This is a genomic window from Coprococcus comes ATCC 27758 (assembly GCF_025149785.1).
GTDB classification, from domain to species: Bacteria; Bacillota; Clostridia; order Lachnospirales; family Lachnospiraceae; genus Allocoprococcus; species Allocoprococcus comes.
This window is the reverse complement of the sequence record NZ_CP102277.1, coordinates 1,940,531-1,958,914: the sequence shown is the minus strand read 5'-3', so window position 1 is coordinate 1,958,914 and position 18,384 is coordinate 1,940,531. Positions and strand designations below refer to the sequence as shown.

At 44.0% G+C, this 18,384-nt stretch carries 13 protein-coding genes and 1 tRNA gene; 13 read left to right on the top strand and 1 reads right to left on the bottom strand.

The features are described 5' to 3' along the window. The first annotated feature begins 7 nt into the window (after positions 1–7). From NQ556_RS09850 to NQ556_RS09815, 8 genes are all read left to right on the top strand, one after another. Positions 8–1,015, top strand: a complete 1,008-nt coding sequence (locus tag NQ556_RS09850; RefSeq protein ID WP_008375054.1) for a TRAP transporter substrate-binding protein — start codon at positions 8–10, stop codon at positions 1,013–1,015. Positions 1,016–1,157: 142 nt separating this feature from the next. Then, a complete protein-coding gene (gene efp / locus NQ556_RS09845; RefSeq protein WP_022220387.1) occupies positions 1,158–1,715 on the top strand; it encodes an elongation factor P in 558 nt (185 codons plus the stop codon). A gap of 251 nt (positions 1,716–1,966) precedes the next feature. After that, a complete protein-coding gene (locus NQ556_RS09840) occupies positions 1,967–2,800 on the top strand; it encodes a DUF5688 family protein (protein ID WP_008375058.1) in 834 nt (277 codons plus the stop codon). A gap of 15 nt (positions 2,801–2,815) precedes the next feature. Then, a complete protein-coding gene (locus NQ556_RS09835; RefSeq protein WP_022220388.1) occupies positions 2,816–3,193 on the top strand; it encodes a PBECR2 nuclease fold domain-containing protein in 378 nt (125 codons plus the stop codon). 347 nt (positions 3,194–3,540) lie between these two features. Then, complete coding sequence (locus NQ556_RS09830; RefSeq protein ID WP_008375063.1) at positions 3,541–4,254, top strand: response regulator transcription factor; 714 nt, start codon at positions 3,541–3,543, stop codon at positions 4,252–4,254. Further along, entirely contained in the window at positions 4,241–5,401 is a 1,161-nt protein-coding gene (locus NQ556_RS09825; protein ID WP_008375065.1) for a sensor histidine kinase, read from the top strand. The genes NQ556_RS09830 and NQ556_RS09825 overlap by 14 nt, the downstream gene beginning before the upstream one ends. Before the next feature lie 69 nt (positions 5,402–5,470). Continuing rightward, positions 5,471–6,136 carry an ABC transporter ATP-binding protein gene (locus NQ556_RS09820; RefSeq protein WP_008375067.1) on the top strand — a complete coding sequence of 222 codons (666 nt, stop codon included), beginning with the start codon at positions 5,471–5,473 and terminating at the stop codon, positions 6,134–6,136. A gap of 129 nt (positions 6,137–6,265) precedes the next feature. Beyond that, a complete protein-coding gene (locus NQ556_RS09815) occupies positions 6,266–8,530 on the top strand; it encodes an FtsX-like permease family protein (protein WP_008375071.1) in 2,265 nt (754 codons plus the stop codon). Positions 8,531–8,728: 198 nt separating this feature from the next. Here NQ556_RS09815 and NQ556_RS09810 read toward each other — a convergent pair. Beyond that, positions 8,729–8,800: transfer RNA gene (locus tag NQ556_RS09810), tRNA-Arg, on the bottom strand. Positions 8,801–9,058: 258 nt separating this feature from the next. Between NQ556_RS09810 and NQ556_RS09805 the strand changes: the two genes are divergently transcribed. The 5 genes from NQ556_RS09805 to gltB all read left to right on the top strand — a co-directional run bounded on the left by NQ556_RS09805 (position 9,059) and on the right by gltB (position 18,381). Next, entirely contained in the window at positions 9,059–9,682 is a 624-nt protein-coding gene (locus NQ556_RS09805; RefSeq protein WP_022219954.1) for a hypothetical protein, read from the top strand. A gap of 253 nt (positions 9,683–9,935) precedes the next feature. Further along, on the top strand, positions 9,936–11,702 hold the full coding sequence (gene argS / locus NQ556_RS09800) for an arginine--tRNA ligase (protein WP_022219955.1): 1,767 nt from the start codon (positions 9,936–9,938) through the stop codon (positions 11,700–11,702). A 51-nt stretch (positions 11,703–11,753) separates the two neighbouring features. Further along, positions 11,754–12,899 carry an alanyl-tRNA editing protein gene (locus NQ556_RS09795; protein ID WP_022219956.1) on the top strand — a complete coding sequence of 382 codons (1,146 nt, stop codon included), beginning with the start codon at positions 11,754–11,756 and terminating at the stop codon, positions 12,897–12,899. A 19-nt stretch (positions 12,900–12,918) separates the two neighbouring features. Further along, positions 12,919–13,698, top strand: coding sequence for a CPBP family intramembrane glutamic endopeptidase (locus NQ556_RS09790; protein WP_008375085.1), 780 nt, complete (start codon positions 12,919–12,921; stop codon positions 13,696–13,698). Between the two features lie 147 nt (positions 13,699–13,845). After that, complete coding sequence (gene gltB / locus NQ556_RS09785) at positions 13,846–18,381, top strand: glutamate synthase large subunit (protein WP_008375087.1); 4,536 nt, start codon at positions 13,846–13,848, stop codon at positions 18,379–18,381. The last annotated feature ends 3 nt before the right edge of the window (positions 18,382–18,384 follow it).

Sequence of the window (18,384 nt, the reverse complement as noted above, 5' to 3'; positions counted from 1 at the left end):
TAGCAGCATGAAGAAAGCAGTAAGAATGGCGGTAGCGGCAGGAATGTGTGCGGCACTTGCACTCAGTGCGGGGTGTCAGAAAAAGACGGTTGCGGATGATGAGGTACAGCGATATGCATGGCCGCTTGCAACGGCGAGTCCGGAGGATACCGTAACACAGATCTATGCAGAAAAATTTGCGGAAGAAGTAGAAGAATTAAGTGATGGCAAGATGAAGATCCAGGTCTATCCGAACGGTACGATCGGAGGGGACAGAGAGCTTCTGGAGAGCTGTAAGGATGGGGATATTCCGTTTGTGATCCAGAATACCGCACCGCAGGTAACTTTCATGCCGGACCTTGCGGTGTTTGATATTCCGTGCCGATTCAGTACAATTGATGAAGTACGTGAAAAGGTAGATGATCCGGAGTTCTATGGACTTCTGGAGGATGTCTATGAGAATGGCGGATATAATCTCCTTGGCTATGCAGACCAGGGATTCCGTGTTATGTCAACGAATAAAATGGTCGAATCATTGGCTGATTTTAAAGGACAGAAGATCCGTACCATGGAGAATTCCTACCATATGGATTTCTGGAAAAAACTGAAAGCATCTCCGACACCGATGAGTTTCAGTGAGGTGTATATCGGGCTGCAGCAGGGAACCATTGATGCCCAGGAGAATCCATACGAGGTTATCGTATCCAACAAGCTTTATGAACAGCAGGATTATGTTGTGGAAACCAATCACCTGCCGCATCTGATCTCTCTGATCGTCAGTGATGAATTTTTTCAGGATCTGCCGGAAGATAAGCAGGCAATCCTTGTAGAAGCTGCTGAGATCGCCAAAGAAGAGGCTCGCCAGGCATCGGATGACCGGATTGCAGACAAGATCAAAGTAATTGAGGACAGTGGAACACAGATTGTTACACTTAGTGATGAACTGAGAGCGGAAATCCGTGAGGCAGTGCAGCCGGTTTACGATGAAATCGAGAAAAATGTGGATAAAAAACTCTATAATGCCTATATGAAATAGCAAAAAAATACGGAAAATCAGGGAAATCTGTAATTGATTGAAATTTTTTGTTGAAAAATAGAGTTTTTTATTATAGAATTATAAGTAATGTATATAAAAAGTAAAAGGAATGCCCCAGGGCATATATAAGGAGGATATTACAATGATTTCAGCAGGCGATTTTAGAAATGGTCTTACAGTACTGATCGAAGGTAACATTTATCAGATTCTGGAATTCCAGCATGTAAAACCGGGAAAGGGAGCAGCTTTCGTTAGAACAAAACTTAAAAACATCATCAGTGGTGGTGTAGTAGAAAAGACTTTCCGTCCGACAGAGAAATTCGATACCGCTCATATCGACAGAAAAGATATGCAGTATCTGTATTCTGATGGTGAACTCTATCACTTCATGGATGTTGAGACATTCGACCAGATCGCAGTTGATGGAGATACTGTAGGAGATTCCCTCAAGTTTGTAAAAGAGAACGAGATGGTTAAAGTATGTTCACATGAAGGTAACGTATTCTCAGTAGAGCCGCCGATCAGTGTGGAACTTGAAGTTACAGAGACAGAGCCGGGAGTAAAAGGTGATACAGCTACAGGTGCTACTAAACCGGCTATCGTTGAAACAGGAGCAAGTGTTCTTGTACCGCTTTTCGTTAACCAGGGTGACAAGATCAAAATTGATACCCGTACAGGAGAGTACAGCTCAAGAGCATAATCCTTTCGTCATAATTCACAAAATTAAGACAGAGATAAAAGCCGAAAGCAGAGGCAGGTCCTCATGCTTTCGGCTTTTTTGCATGTCAATGCCATTTTGGAGGGAAAAAGAATGTTCTTGTAATCTGAAAAAAGGGCAGATATAATTGGCAGTACACACCTGCTTGAATGCAGGTGATATTCAAATCATAAGCTGCCTTAAGATGGCAGAAAAGGTTTTTTGCGGCGCATGGCTTTCGGGAAGGAGAACGGATGAATTATACAGAATTTATGAATGCTATGTTATGCGAGATCAGAGGACAGGTAGATGCGCAGGTGAGGACGGAGTTGTACACCGTGACGAAGAATAATGGAACCAGAAGAACAGGGATTCTTTTTAAGCAGGAGGACAGCAACCTTGCACCGACGATCTATCTGGAGGAATTTTACCAGAAGTATCTGAAGGGGCAGCAGGTACCGGATCTGGCGGATTCCATTTGCAGTATTTATCAGGAGATACGGGTGAAGAAGACCTGTGATTGTCAGAATCTGTTTGATTTTAATCATGTAAAAGAGCATATCGTGTACAAGCTGATCCGGCGGGATGCCAACGAAGAACTGTTAAAGCAGATTCCTTATGAGCCGTTCCTGGATCTGGCAGTGGTCTATTATATCCAGATAGACAACACACGCTTTGGCTCGGCGGCGATCCAGATCCGCAACGAGCATCTGCGGTACTGGCGTGTGGAAAAGGAAGAAATCCGCCGTCTTGCCGAGAAGAATACACCGCGGATCTATCCGGTGCAGATCCGGCAGATTGTGCGCTTTATGTATGTGGCGACGAACGAGCAGTGCAGTCTGGGGGCAGCAGTGATGCGGTATCCGGATTTCCGGGAAAAGGTCAGGGGGATGATCAGAGGGGATTTCTATATCCTGCCAAGCAGTATCCATGAAGTGATACTGGTGCCGGAAAGCTTTGGACTGGAGCCGGAGCGGATGCAGGAAATGGTAAAAGAGATCAATCAGACCGGAGTGGCACCGGAGGAAGTACTTTCGGATTCCGTGTATTACTTTGATGGGGAGGAGATTCGGATCGTGGCGAAGTAGGGATAGATTATAAACGTGTATAGAGTAGGGAAAATTGACAGGGAAATATACCATTGTATAGCAGAGGATATAGTAACAGATGAAGTTATTATAACTGTTGTGCAGATTATGCATATTCGGGAAAGACATCCCAATGATTATGAACTTTTTTCTACATACTTTGACGAGATAATACGGGATCTGGATTATATAATTGAAGCGAAGAAACCCAATACAGCGTTGATACTAAAAGAAATTAAGGACGTTAAAGAAGTATTTAAAATGGTTTTACGTTTGATTACATCAAAGGATAATCTGGACTACAAAAATTCAATTATCACATTTATGAAAATAGATGATAAGGAATGGAACAGGCTGCTGCGCAACAAGAAAATTCTTTACAAAAGAGAATAATATTGATATACTGAATGTAGAGAAAAATTCATTCATATGATTATCTAAGGTGGAAGATTTCGTGCGATCCACACGCCGATGGTATAGACAGGGGAAACCTGAGAGATGCAGGAGAAGCGCACGCCTGCTGGATAATCATTTGAAGAAGACTTAAAGAGGTGTCGCAGGTTTGCGGCACCTTTTTGTGTATACGATGAGCCAAGTGCAGATTTGTGCTTGCACAAGAATCTGTATTTTGCGAATGTACATCACCTGGCTGTTAAGCGAGATGGTGTACAAAGTATACGAATCAAGTAGGAGTCAGCTTACGTAATCATACAATAGAAATAAAGAAAGGAATTCCGAGCATGAACACAGAAATTTTAGTAATTGAAGATGACGACCTGGTAAGACAGGGAATCGTAGACATCCTGGAACTAAAGGGATGGAATGCGGTTGCAGCGAAGTCTTGTAGCGAAGCACTCGTAAGGATCCGGGGAGAAGAATATATGCTGTATGTACTGGATATGAAGCTGCCAGACGGGAACGGAATCATGCTCTGCAGGGAGATCCGCAGATATACAGACAATCCCATTCTTTTCTTATCAGCCTATGACAGTGAAGAATTTATCGTAGAAGGATTTGAAGCGGGAGCAAATGACTATGTGATCAAGCCTTTCCGCACATTTGAATTTATTGCGAGAATCAAGGCTTTGCTGCGACGTACCGGTATGCAAAACGGCAAGAAAGTGAAAAAAGGAATCAAAAGCGGAGAATATGAACTGGATTTGCAGAAGCAGATTTTGCAGAAGGATGGTGTCCGAATCGATCTTACAAGGACCGAATATCAGATTCTGTGCAGCCTTCTTGCAAACGCACCGAATCTTGTTGCGAGGGAGTTCCTGTTGGACACTATCTGGGATTTTAATGAAAATTATATCGATGACAATACCTTGTCTGTACATATGAACCGGCTGAGAAAGAAGCTGACTGCAGAAAATGAGCAGGATCCGATTGAGACAAAGCGTGGAGTTGGTTATGCATGGACGCTGAAAGCTGAGGATGTGTATGATGAGATCTGAGAGAAAGACGGAGAAATGGAGAATACCGGGAAAATGGACTCTGATTTTTCTTTTGATATTGCTGGCTTTTTATGGATACCAGAATATTCTTGCAGAAAATTATGAAAGACAGGTTGTTTCCTGGATCGGACAGACAGAAAAAGACAGAACGGTTTCTGCCTTTACAGAACCGGATGAAGAAGCATATCAGAAGGGCTGCGAGGCATTGAAAGAGGCAGGATATGAAGAAACAGGAAAAATCTGGCTGGAAAAGAGAATCCGAAGTTACGGAATAGGTGTGTTTGTGGCTGCGATCGGCATCATCTGCATTGTTGGTCTGCTGACAGAATTGCACATGGAGAAAAGACGGAAAAAAGCACTGGATAATCAATTGGCAGAAAAAGACAGGGAACTGGAAGCAAAGCTGGCGGAAGAAAAAGAATTTCTGCATCGTGACCGGCAGAAAATGGGAACTTACATGGAAAATATTTCCCATCAGCTAAAAACACCGATTGCGGGAACACTTCTGAATCTGGAGGTGCTTCTTGTGACAGAAGAGGATGAAAAACGGTATCAGAAGCTGGAAGACTGTGTGAAAAAGGTGCAATGGATGTCCGATATGACGATCGTGCTTCTTAGGCTTGCGCAGATTGATTCCGGGAAAATCTGGATGAAGCGGAAAAAAGAAAATCTGACCGGACTGATCGAAGAATGTATAGACAGAACACAGCCTTTAGCGGAAGAAAAAGGAGTTGGATTTGAAATGGATGTTCCAAAAGAATGCCTGCTTTCCTGCGACGGATTCTGGCTGAAAGAGGCAATGGAAAATGTACTGAAAAATGCCGTAGAATATGCAGATACAGGAAGCCTGATTCAGATTCTGCTGAAAGAAGATACGGACTATTATAAGCTGTATATCACCAATCGGGGAAAACGGATTGAAGAAGAGAAAAGAGAGCTGATTTTTGACCGTTTCTACCAGATGGAACAGGGAAGTGGAATCGGAATTGGTCTGCATCTGGCAAAGGAAATTGTCACGCTCCATCAGGGAACACTGAAGGTTGTGGATCGAAGCGGCTTGGAGGAGGCGACAACCTTCCAGTTTATACTGCCGAAGATGATCGCAAAAGATCATGCACAGGAAGAAATAAATCTTACGATTTCGTAAGATTGGGGTAAGTGAATCGAAAGACTGATCTGATATAGTAAGACTAACAAATGAAGGAGGTGGCAGAAGATGAAAACCGTAATCAGACTGGACAAGGTAAGCAAAAGCTATACTCTTGGTGAAAAGAAAATCACAGCATTAAAGGAGTTTTCTTTTGAAGTGAAAAGCGGTGAATTTGTGGCAGTGATGGGACGAAGCGGATCCGGGAAATCTACTTTTCTTAAGATTGCAGGAACACTGGAAAAGCCAGATACCGGAGCAGTCTTCCTGAATGGAATACAGATTAACGGGCTTTCCCAAAAGAAGATCTGCAAGATCCGGCAGAAGAAAATCGGGTTTATTTTCCAACAGTATCAGTTACTGCCGGAGTATACGATCTGGGATAATGTATGCATGCCGCTTTATATCGCGCATACGGTACCGGATAAAGCTTATATCCGACAGCTTCTTGAAAAGGTCGGATTATGGGACAGGAACGGAGATTATCCGGATCAGTTATCTGGTGGAGAGCAGCAGAGAGTGGCAATTGCCCGTGCAATGGCAGCAAAGCCGGGAGTGATCCTTGCGGATGAACCGACCGGGAATCTGGACTATCAGACCGGACAGGAGATCATGAAACTGATCTGCGCATCCAGAGAGCTTTACCGTCAGACAATTGTCATGGTGACACATGATATGGACAGTGCCAATTATGCGGACAGGATTATGTATATGGAAGATGGTGCATTGCGATGAAAAGAGAGAAAAGACATGGAATTGAACGGGAACTCAGTATAAAAAGAATCCGCAGCCAGAAGAAATACAGTATCCTGATAGTCTCAGTCCTGCTTCTTACCTGCACACTGATTCAGATTGGTTTTTCAGATGTCGGAAGGACTGAAAGCCGCATATATCGAGAATCGTAAAGCAGTATATGGGGAGTGGGAACAGGTATTTTTGGATATGGATGAAGGCTCGGTAAAAGTAGCAGAAGAGAATCCATTTCTTGCACAGACCGGGAAAATAAGTATCTATGGGGCGATCGCCGGAGATTATCTGGAAAACCGTCAGATGAATATCGGGACAATGGACGAGACGGCGTGGAAGCTTGGCAGACTGGAAATGAAAGAAGGACGCCTGCCGGAAAATGAGCATGAGATCGTAATGGAATACAGTACACTTCGCTCACTTGGATATGAGGAGATGCTTGGAAAAGAGATTACACTGGATATTACACCGGCGCTTTCCATTCTGGATCAGGGGGAATCAAAAAGCTATTCGTATACTTTATGCGGGATCCTAAAAGATTATCAGATAAACTGGGAAATCTGCAACCGGCAGCGGTTTCCAACTGGAATTGTGACACAGGAAGGCGGGAACAGGATCGGCTCTGTTCAGGATATGCATATGCTTGTAAAAGCGAAAGAAGGCAGTGAAAGTGTTTATAAAGATCTGAAAGACAGCGAAGAATTTACCTGCGGCATGGATGACAATGTGGAACAGGACAAACTTTCTGATGTAAGTCTTCCGTATATGGATTTTCTGGAAAATATCCGTTTGCTGATTGGTGGTGCGTCGATCTGTATCCTGTTTCTTACGGTATCGCGTTCGATTATCTCAAGAGAACAGTTCTGGAGGTTCCTGGATGCACTTGGAATGAGAAGAGGGCAGATGTACCAGATTATTTTCTGGGAAGCAGTTCTGTTTGGTGTAGGAGCTGTTATTGTTGGAAATCTTGCAGGGATTGGGATTTACCAGCTGGTTATCCCTGCTTTTGAAAAGATAACCGAGCAGACATTACCACAGGCGATTGCATGGGAAGGAGTCCTTTTTGAAACTGGCTTCAGTATCTTATGTATTGCTGCAAGTTATGGACTCAGTGCAGTACAGCTTTGCATACTTCTGAAAGAAAAAAAGAAGAAAGTTCAGAAAAGAAGGGGAAAGTACAGGAAGATCGTCCGATTCACGCCGGGAAGAGTTTTACTTCATAAATGGCAGATGCATCGTGTGCGTAAGAGTGTAGAAATTGTTCTTCTGGCAAGTGCTTTGCTGATCGTGGGATTTGGAAAGATGGAAATATCAACCAGACAGGAAGAACTGAAAGTATATCAAAGGCTGACAGGAAATGGATACTATTTGAGTACAATGGAGATTACGAATTCTCCGGGAATTTCCAGGCAGACAGTTGATAAACTGGAACAGGTTGCCGGAGTAACTTCTGTAGAACAATATCATAACAATGAAAAAGAGGAGTTCTGGATTGATCTGTCAGAATATGCTGAAAGCGAGTATTTTCAGAAAGTAGTCGAAACATTGGTGGCATATCTGAATGAGACATCAATAAAGGAAAAGATATCTATTGAGAAAGTAAGATTGTCTTTGCTTACAATAGACAGATGGCAGGATATACAGCGTTTTCTGAGAAATCTGGATGAAGGCAGCCTGACAAAAGAAGAATTTGAACAGGGAGATTTTTGCATTCTGGATCTTACAGAGTTGCAGGAATATGACGGAAAATATCTGAGTGCAGTCAGCCCGGACGGACAAGGAATATCAGAAGATACGGTACAGGTTGGTGATGAACTTCCGGTTTATACATTGAATGAGAATGGAAGTAGAAACGAAAATCCGATTCCAGTAACAGCGATTTTACGTGGCATGAAGGAAGAAGATGTGCGGAATCCACAGATAGGTGGATCTGGTATATCGATGATTGTTGGAAAGAATTTCTGGAAGAAATTTGGGAAAAGCAGAATTATGGAATATGATCAGATCGTAAAAATTCTGGTATCGGATGATGCGGATGCGTATGATACGGAAGGGCATATTCTAAGTATTTTAAAACAGGGAACAGCTGTAAATGTGCAGAATAACCATGAAGAGTATAAGAAAATACGTCAGGAATTATATTCCTTTATAGGAATGTACAGCATTTTTGCAGTGTTTTACATGATTCTGATTTCCATAGTTTTGTATCAGATGTTTCTTGCGGAGAAGCAGGAAGAAAAAAGAGAAGGGGAAATCTTACAGTCACTTGGAATGGAAGAAAAGTTCCTGAAGAAAATGCATCGGATAGAAGTTCTTTGGATGACGGGATGCGCAGGAGTGATTGGAGTTCTTACGTTATGGGGGGCTTGCCGACTGATATAGAGGAGGCTTTGAAGAAAGAATAAATTAGTTGAAAGCAGCCGGAAATGGCTGTAATATAGGCTGGATTTTTCTTGATCATTATTGGTGTTCTGCTGATTCAGGCAAAGCGTATAGAAGCAAAAGAACGGATTCAGGTGGGAATTGGATTAGTGGCAATAAAAAAGACTGTCAAGCCATAAAAGCTTCACAGTCTTTTCACGTCCCTGATCAGAATCGAACTGACGCACCCGCCTCCGGAGGGCGGTGCTCTATCCACTGAGCTACAAGGACATCTACTAATATAGCACTTGCCCAGAAAAAAATCAAGAAGAAATTTCGAACAGGACAAGTAAAACGGGATGAACAGAATAGCAGCCGGAATACCATTTGAAAGTGATTTGATACACAGAGTGGGCATTAGCATAAAGCAATTTTAATGCAGAAAAAGAATAAATAATCGCTTCGACAAAACCAGTCAAAACAAGTCTTCCTTCGCTATTGACGCAAAAGCGGGCATTGCGTATGATAGGTGGCAAAGGAGGAAATGCCATGTCGGAAGAAAAAAGGATGCCCGTCCTTACAGACCAAAAGAAACAGATTTTCTACACTGGTCTTGTGTATCTGCTGGTCTGCTTTATGACGGCGGGAGTCACCGTTTTTCTTACGAAAGAGAAAAAAGATGAGGTAAAAGAAGTAAGTGCAGTTGTTACAGAAGAGCCAAAAGTAAATACCGGGTACGCAGCGATGGAAACCAATCCACTTCTGGAGAACCGGGACGAAGAGCTTGCGGATGCAGTAGAAGCATACTATCAGGAACTTTCCGGAAAAGAAGCCTATGCCGAAGCATACGATGGGATTGCGATTTACACGAAAGACGGCAAAGCAAAAGGCAGCAGGATCCTGTATGTACGGTACAATATGAAGATCCGTGGAATTTACACTGAAGTACCGGGACTTGAAACCTTATATGCGGTCAAGGACAAAGATGGAAAATTCGATATTCAGGCAGAGATCTCTGACGAGCAGATTCAGACGATAATTGAAGAAGTTTCCGCACAGACAGATGTGCAGGAGCTGTTTGCACAGGTAGAAGCGGATTATGAACAGGCACTTGGTTCAGATGCAATGCTCGCACAGGCGGTGGAAGATCTGAAAAATGCAGTGGATCAGTAACACTGTAAATACAGCGAGCCAGTAACGTCTGAAAAAAGCGGTAAAGTCTATGAAAAAATGTTGTGCGTCAGCAGAAGTGGGATGCTGTCTTGACAAAAATTCATAAAGAATGCAGAATTTCAGGCAACATCCAGTCTCCGGATTACGATTTTCTATTGCGCTTACATAAGGATTCAGATATAATAAATAAAGCGGCGCAGGCAAAGAGTCTGCGCTAACGTTTATGATGAAAAAGAGAGGAACGATCGATACTATGAAGAAGATCCTGGATCTGATTACAGAAGAAATGGAACAGGCATTTGCAGATGCCGGATACGAGAAAGAACTGGCGCGTGTTACACTTTCTAACCGCCCGGATTTATGTGAATATCAGTGCAATGGTGCGATGGCAGGTGCAAAAAAGTACCACAAAGCACCGATCATGATCGCAGAAGAAGTTGTGGCAAAGATTCCGGAGAACGGATATATCAGCGGAGCAGAAGCAGTTAAGCCAGGTTTCATCAACCTGAAGACCAACCCGGCAGCAGTCGCAGATTATCTGAACCAGATGGAAGCAGACGAAAAGCTCGGCGTGGAAGAAGTAGAGAATCCAAAGACAATCGTCATTGATTACGGCGGACCGAACGTGGCAAAACCGCTTCACGTCGGACATCTCCGCTCCGCAATCATCGGAGAAAGCGTAAAGAGAATCACCCGTTTTATGGGCAATAAAGTGGTTGGTGATATCCACCTTGGAGACTGGGGATATCAGATGGGACTGATTATCACAGAACTGAAGAAACGCCAGCCGGATCTTCCGTATTTTGATGATAATTTCACCGGAGAATATCCAAAAGAAGCACCATTTACCATCAGTGACCTGGAGGAAATCTATCCGGCAGCGTCCGCTTATGCAAAAGAGCATGATGATTACAGAGAAGAAGCACTGGATGCGACCTTCCAGCTGCAGAGCGGAAAGCGCGGTTACCGTGCAATCTGGGATCACATTATGAATGTGTCTGTGACAGACTTGAAGAAAAACTATGCGAACCTGAATGTTGAATTTGACCTCTGGAAAGGGGAATCTGACGCACAGAAATACATCCCGGATATGGTGGAAAGACTGAAGAAGGAAGGCTATGCGCATATTGATAATGGAGCACTCGTGGTAGATGTCAAAGAAGAGACCGATACCAAAGAGATCCCACCGTGTATAATCCTGAAGTCCGACGGTGCAGCACTTTATGATACCACAGACCTTGCAACGCTGGTAGAGCGTGAAGAACTGTTCCAGCCGAACGAAGTCATCTATGTAGTTGACAAACGTCAGGAACTGCATTTTGTACAGGTATTCCGCTGCGCGAAGAAGACCGGCATTGTAAAAGAGGATACAAAACTTACTTTCCTTGGATTTGGTACGATGAACGGAAAAGACGGAAAACCGTTCAAGACCAGAGAAGGCGGCGTTATGCGTCTTGAGAACCTGATCCGCGAGATCACAGAAAAGATGTATGAAAAGATCACAGAGAACCGTACAGTATCGGAAGAAGAGGCAAAAGCAACAGCGAAGATGGTCGGAATGGCTGCGATCAAATACGGAGACCTCTCCAACCAGGCAGCAAAAGACTATGTATTCGATGTAGACAGATTCACTTCTTTTGAAGGAAATACAGGTCCGTACATCCTGTACACCATCGTTCGTATCAAATCAATCCTGAACAAGTACAAAGAATCAGGAAAGAGTATGGACGATATCAAGATCCTTTCGGCTACAAGTGAGAGCGAAAAGGCTCTGATGCTGGAAGCTGCGAAGTTTGGCAGTGTGATGGAGAATGTATACGAAGAACTTGCACCACACAAGATCTGTGCATATATTTATGATCTTGCAAATGCATTTAACCGTTTCTACCATGAGACAAAGATCCTGGCAGAAGAGGATGAACAGAAGCAGAAGAGCTACATTGCCCTTCTTACACTGACAAGAGACATTTTGACAACCTGCATCGATCTGCTTGGATTTGAAGCACCGGAAAGAATGTAAAAATGCAGAAGCATCAGAAGTAATGACAATACGATAAAGAGGCGAGGACATATGACAGAGAAATTGTTTTACACAGACAGTCACCTGCAGGAATTTACTGCGGAGGTTGTGTCCTGCCGCCCGTGTGATAACGGATATGAGGCAGTTCTTTCAAGAACTGCCTTTTTTCCAGAAGGCGGCGGTCAGGCAGCAGATACCGGAGTGATTGACGGGATCAGAGTATATGATGTACAGGAAAAAGGAGAACAGATCTTTCACTATCTGGAAGGAGAACTGGAAGAAGGAAAGACCGTGACCGGTCAGATCGACTGGGACAAACGTTTTTCACGGATGCAGCAGCACAGCGGAGAACATATCGTATCGGGAATCGTTCATGCACGTTTTGGATATGATAATGTGGGATTCCATTTGAATGATGAGCTGTGCACTCTGGACTTAAGTGGTCCGCTCACGAAGGAGGAGCTTCGCGAGGTGGAAAATGCGGCAAATGAAGCGGTATTTGCAAATGTACCGGTTCAGATAAGTTATCCGTCCAAAGAAAAATTGAAGACGTTGGATTACCGCAGTAAGATAGAGATTGACGGACAGGTGCGTATCGTGACGATACCGGGATATGACGTGTGTGCCTGTTGTGCACCGCATGTGTATTTTACCGGAGAGATCGGTCTTATCAAACTGGTGCAGAGTCAGAATTATAAAGGCGGTATCCGGATCACTATGCTGTGCGGAAGAAGGGCACTGAAGGATTATCAGCAGAAAGAAGAAAGCGTGAAGGCGATCATGGGAAGCCTTTCAGCGAAGGAAGAATTGATTGCTGAAGCAGTTGAACGCGTAAAAGAGGAATGTACACAGCTGAAGAGTGAACTTGCAGAGACAAGATATCAGATTCTTGAAGCACAGGCAGAAAAAATTCCGGAGGGACAGAAAAAGGTCTGTATTTTTGATAGCAAATTAAGTGGGAATGAACCACGTGAGCTTATGAACCTTGTACTGAAAAAAGGAACAGAAGTATGTGCGGTATTTGCAGGAAACGAAGAGAGTGGATACCGTTATGTGATCGGCAGTGAGACAGAGGATGTGCGCCCGTACAGCAAGATTCTCAAAGAACAGTTTGACGGAAGAGGCGGTGGAAAACCGGTCATGGTACAGGGTTCTGTAAATGGAAGTGAAGAGGCAATCCGAAAAGTTTTTGAGTAAGAGAAGGCGGAGATGAAGAATGCGAGACAGGAAAACAGGGAGAATTATCTGGTATTTGTTCAGTGCGGTTCTGATCAAATGGGGTGTGGAGATCGCAGTAGCGACATTTGCACTTTCCTGCGGTCTACGCAGCAATATGGGAATTGGGGCAGTCTCTTCGATCATCACGATCCCAATGATTGTGTGGATCTACCGGAAAGATCAGGGACGCTATGAAAAGCAGCAGGAATCCTGGTGGAAATATAAAGCGGCTTCCCGATATGGAATGTGGCTTGTTATGATCGTCGGTGCAGTGACTGCGTGTGTGGCGATGAATGATATCGTCATGCTGATGAATATGCAGAGGATCAGCCAGGTTTATCAGAGCACAGAGCAGATCATTTACAGTGCACCGCGTTGGCTTCAGCTGGCGGGAGCCGGGATTCTGGCTCCGGTCGCAGAAGAGCTTGTTTACCGCGGGATGATCTACCGGCGGATGCGCGAGAGTCTTACCGCTGTGCAGGCAGGTGTGTTTGTAGCCATTTTGTTCGGTGTCGGTCATGGAAATCTGCCACAGGGACTTTATGCAATGGTACTCGGACTTCTGCTTGCCTGCATTTATGAGAAATTCCGGAATATTGCAGCTCCGATCCTGTTCCATATTGTTGTGAATATTACGTCATTATTGCTTTCGTGGTATGGGGGCTTTGAATGGATTCTGGGAACAGAGGGAAAAGCAGTTGGAATTACTGTATTGGCTACGTTGATTACTGTTATAATTTATGTAAAAATAAAAAATATAAGACAAGAAATACGATAATTAACTGAAAAATACTGAAAAAGTTTACAAAATAAATAATATCTGACAATTTCTGTAAAATTAGGGGTTTACTTTTGCGGACAAATGCTGTATAGTGTTAAATCATAAAAGCAACAACAAAACCGTTTTACAGAAAGGGCAGGTTATATGAGCGTAATACAACAAAATACAGAACAAGGCTTATACAGCCCTGATTTTGAGCATGACAACTGCGGGATCGGAGCTGTTGTGAACATCAAAGGGCAAAAGAGTCATGATACAGTCGCAAATGCGCTGAAAATCGTAGAAAATCTTGAACATAGAGCTGGCAAGGATGCCGAAGGGAAGACAGGAGACGGTGTAGGAATACTGTTACAGATTTCGCACAAGTTCTTTACAAATGTCTGTCGTCCCCTCGGCATCTTTTTAGGTTCTGAGAGAGATTACGGTGTGGGAATGTTTTTCTTCCCACAGGACGAACTGAAAAGGAATCAGGCAAAAAATATTTTCGAAGTCATTGTCGAAAAAGAAGGACTGAAATTCCTTGGATGGAGGGAAGTGCCGATCCGTAAAGAGATCCTTGGAAAGAAAGCACTCGAATGCATGCCGTGCATTATGCAGGGATTTATCGAACGACCGAAAAAAGTAAAACAAGGACTGGATTTTGACCGCAGACTTTATGTGGTAAGAAGAGTCTTTGAACAGAGCAGTGATGATACCTATGTAGCATCCCTGTCAAGCAGAACCATCGTGTACAAAGGAATGTTCCTTGTAAAACAGCTCCGGATGTTCTTTGAAGATCTGCAGAACCCGGATTATGAATCTGCAATTGCAGTTGTACATTCCAGATTCAGTACAAACACTAATCCCAGCTGGGAAAGAGCACATCCGAACCGTTTCATCGTACATAACGGAGAAATCAATACCATTCGTGGCAATGCAGATAAGATGCGGGCTAGAGAGGAAAACATGGAATCCGAGCATCTGGAAGGAGAGCTTTATAAAGTCCTTCCGGCAATCAATACCGCAGGTTCCGATTCTGCCATGCTGGATAACACGCTGGAATTTATGGTGATGAGTGGTATGCCGCTTCCGTTGGCAGTTATGATCACTATTCCGGAGCCATGGGCACAGAATGCAACGATGTCACAGAAGGTCAAGGATTTCTATCAGTATTACGCAACGATGATGGAGCCATGGGACGGACCGGCATCCATCCTGTTCTCAGATGGAGATATTTTAGGAGCTGTACTTGACCGAAATGGACTCAGACCTTCCAGATATTACATCACAGATGATGACACACTGATCCTTTCTTCTGAGGTTGGTGTTCTGGATATCCCGCCGGAGAAGATCGTAGTCAAAGAAAGAATCCATCCAGGTAAGATGCTTCTTGTTGATACCGTTCAGGGGCGTGTTATTGACGACCAGGAACTGAAAGAAGAATATGCGGCAAGACAGCCTTATGGCGAATGGTTGAACAGTCAGTTGGTCAATTTAAGCGATTTAAAGATCCCGAATCAGAAAGTACCGCAGTATTCTAGAGAAGAATGCCAGAGACTGCAGAAAGCATTTGGATATTCTTACGAAGAAGTGAAGACTTCTATTTTAAATATGGCAATGAATGGAAGCGAAGGAATCGGAGCCATGGGTATCGATGCACCACTTGCCGTTCTTTCTGAGCAGCATCAGTCTTTGTTTGGATATTTTAAACAGTTATTTGCACAGGTAACGAACCCGCCGATCGACGCGATCCGTGAAAAAATCGTGACTTCGACAACGGTATATGTCGGAGAAGAAGGAAACCTTTTGGAACAGAAAGAGGAAAATTGTCATGTACTGAAGATCAATGATCCGATCCTGACAGATACCGATCTCCTGAAGATCCGTAACATGAAAGTCGACGGTTTCCGTGTGGCAGAAATTTCTACTACTTATTATAAAAACTCCAGCCTGGAAAAAGCGATCGATTATCTGTTTATCCAGGTAGACCGTGCAATCCGTGAAGGCATGAATATCCTGATCTTAAGTGACAGAGGTGTGGATGAATATCATATTGCGATCCCGTCCCTGCTTGCAACCTCAGCGGTTCATCAGCATCTGGTAAGAACTAAGAGAAGAACAGAGGTTGCCATGATCCTTGAGACCGGAGAACCAAGAGAAGTACATCATTTCGCAACGCTTTTGGGATATGGTGCATCTGCGATCAACCCGTATCTTGCACATGAATCGATCAAACAGCTGATCGATACAGATATGCTTCAGAAAGATTATTATGCAGCAGTCAATGACTATAATGAAGCTGTTATAAGCGGAATTGTCAAAATTGCATCGAAGATGGGAATTTCCACGATCCAGTCTTATCAGGGATCCATGATCTTTGAAGCGATTGGATTAAAACCGGAATTCATTGAAAAATATTTCACCGGAACTGTCAGCCGTGTCGGTGGTATCGGACTGGAAGAAATTGCAAAAGATTATATGGCAAGGCATTCCGAGGCCTTTGATCCGCTGGGACTTTCCGTAGATCTGACGTTGAACAGTGTGGGACAGCACAAGTCGAAGAGCGGTGGTGAAAAGCATCTGTACAACCCGAGAACGATCCATATGCTCCAGCAGTCCACAAGGCGCGGGGATTATGAAATGTTCAAGCAGTACACGCAGATGGTTGATGAAGAATCCAAAGGAATCACACTCCGTGGACAGATGGACTTCAATTATCCAAAGAAAGGAGTTCCGCTTTCAGAAGTAGAGAGTGTGGATTCGATCGTGACCAGATTCAAGACCGGTGCAATGTCTTACGGATCAATTTCAAAGGAAGCACACGAAACCCTTGCCCTTGCAATGAATGCACTGCACGGTAAGTCAAACTCCGGTGAAGGCGGAGAGGATATCGAGCGCCTTGGAACCGACAGAGGCTCTGCAATCAAACAGGTTGCCAGTGGACGTTTTGGTGTTACAAGCAGATATCTTGTCAGTGCAAAAGAGATCCAGATCAAGATGGCGCAGGGAGCAAAACCTGGAGAAGGTGGACATCTGCCTGGGGGAAAGGTTTACCCTTGGGTAGCAAAAACCAGACATTCTACGCCGGGTGTGGGACTGATCTCACCGCCGCCGCATCACGATATTTACTCGATCGAAGATCTGGCACAACTGATTTATGACTGTAAAAATGCAAACAAGGATGCAAGAATTTCTGTCAAACTGGTATCTGAAGCCGGTGTCGGAACGGTTGCAGCGGGTGTTGCAAAAGCAGGAGCCGGACTGGTTCTGATCTCCGGTTATGACGGAGGTACAGGAGCAGCACCGAGAAGTTCTATCCATAATACCGGACTTCCGTGGGAGCTTGGACTTTCTGAAACACATCAGACACTGATCCAGAACGGACTGAGAGAAAGAGTCCGTATCGAGACAGACGGTAAGCTGATGAGTGGTCGTGATGTGGCGATCGCAGCACTTCTCGGTGCAGAGGAATTTGGATTTGCGACGGCACCGCTTGTAACCATGGGGTGCGTAATGATGCGTGTATGTAACCTGGATACCTGTCCGGTCGGAATTGCAACCCAGAATCCGGAACTGAGAAAGAGATTTGCCGGAAAACCAGAATATGTCATCAATTTCATGCGTTTTATCGCGGAAGAATTAAGAGAATATATGGCAAAACTTGGCATTCGTACTGTGGATGAACTGGTGGGAAGGACAGACCTTCTGAAAGTGAGAGATGTGCCGACATCCAAACGTGCCGCAACACTGGATCTTTCTAGAATCCTCAATAATCCGTATGCAAAAGAGAAGAAAGGCATGATCTTCAATCCGAAGAAAGTCTTTGATTTTGAACTAAATAAAACACTGGATGAAAGAGTTCTGGTAAAGGAACTTCTTCCGTCACTGGAAAAGAAACAGAAGAGAATCCTGGAGCTGGATGTAAAAAATACAGACCGTACATTCGGCACAATCTTCGGTTCTGAGATTACAAGACGTTATCCGGACGGACTGGAAGAAGACAGCTATGTGCTGAAATGTAAGGGCGCAGGCGGACAGTCATTCGGAGCATTTATACCAAAAGGTCTGACACTGGAACTGACCGGTGACAGCAATGATTATTTTGGGAAAGGACTTTCCGGTGGTAAACTGATCGTTTATCCGCCGACTGGTGTGAAATTTAAAGCTGATGAAAATATTATTATTGGTAACGTAGCGCTTTATGGTGCAACAAGCGGAAAAGCCTATATCAATGGTGTGGCAGGCGAACGTTTCTGTGTCCGTAACTCCGGAGCAACAGCAGTTGTAGAAGGGGTCGGTGATCATGGATGCGAATATATGACTGGTGGACGGGTTGCAATTCTTGGCAAGACCGGAAAGAACTTTGCAGCAGGTATGAGTGGCGGTGTTGCCTACGTTCTGGATATGGACAGTGATCTTTATACAAAAGTCAACAAACAGATGGTTAATATCGAAAAAGTAACATCTAAGTTCGATGTATCTGAATTGAAAGGTATGATCGAAGAACATGTAGCAGCAACCAATTCCGAGACGGGAAAAGAAATCCTGGATCATTTCAAAGAATACCTGCCGAAGTTTAAGAAGATCATTCCGCGTGATTACGAGAGAATGCTGACCCGCATCCTTCAGCTGGAAGAAAAAGGTCTCAGCAGCGAACAGGCAAAAACCGAAGCATTTTATGCGATCAAAGAAGGAAGATAGGAG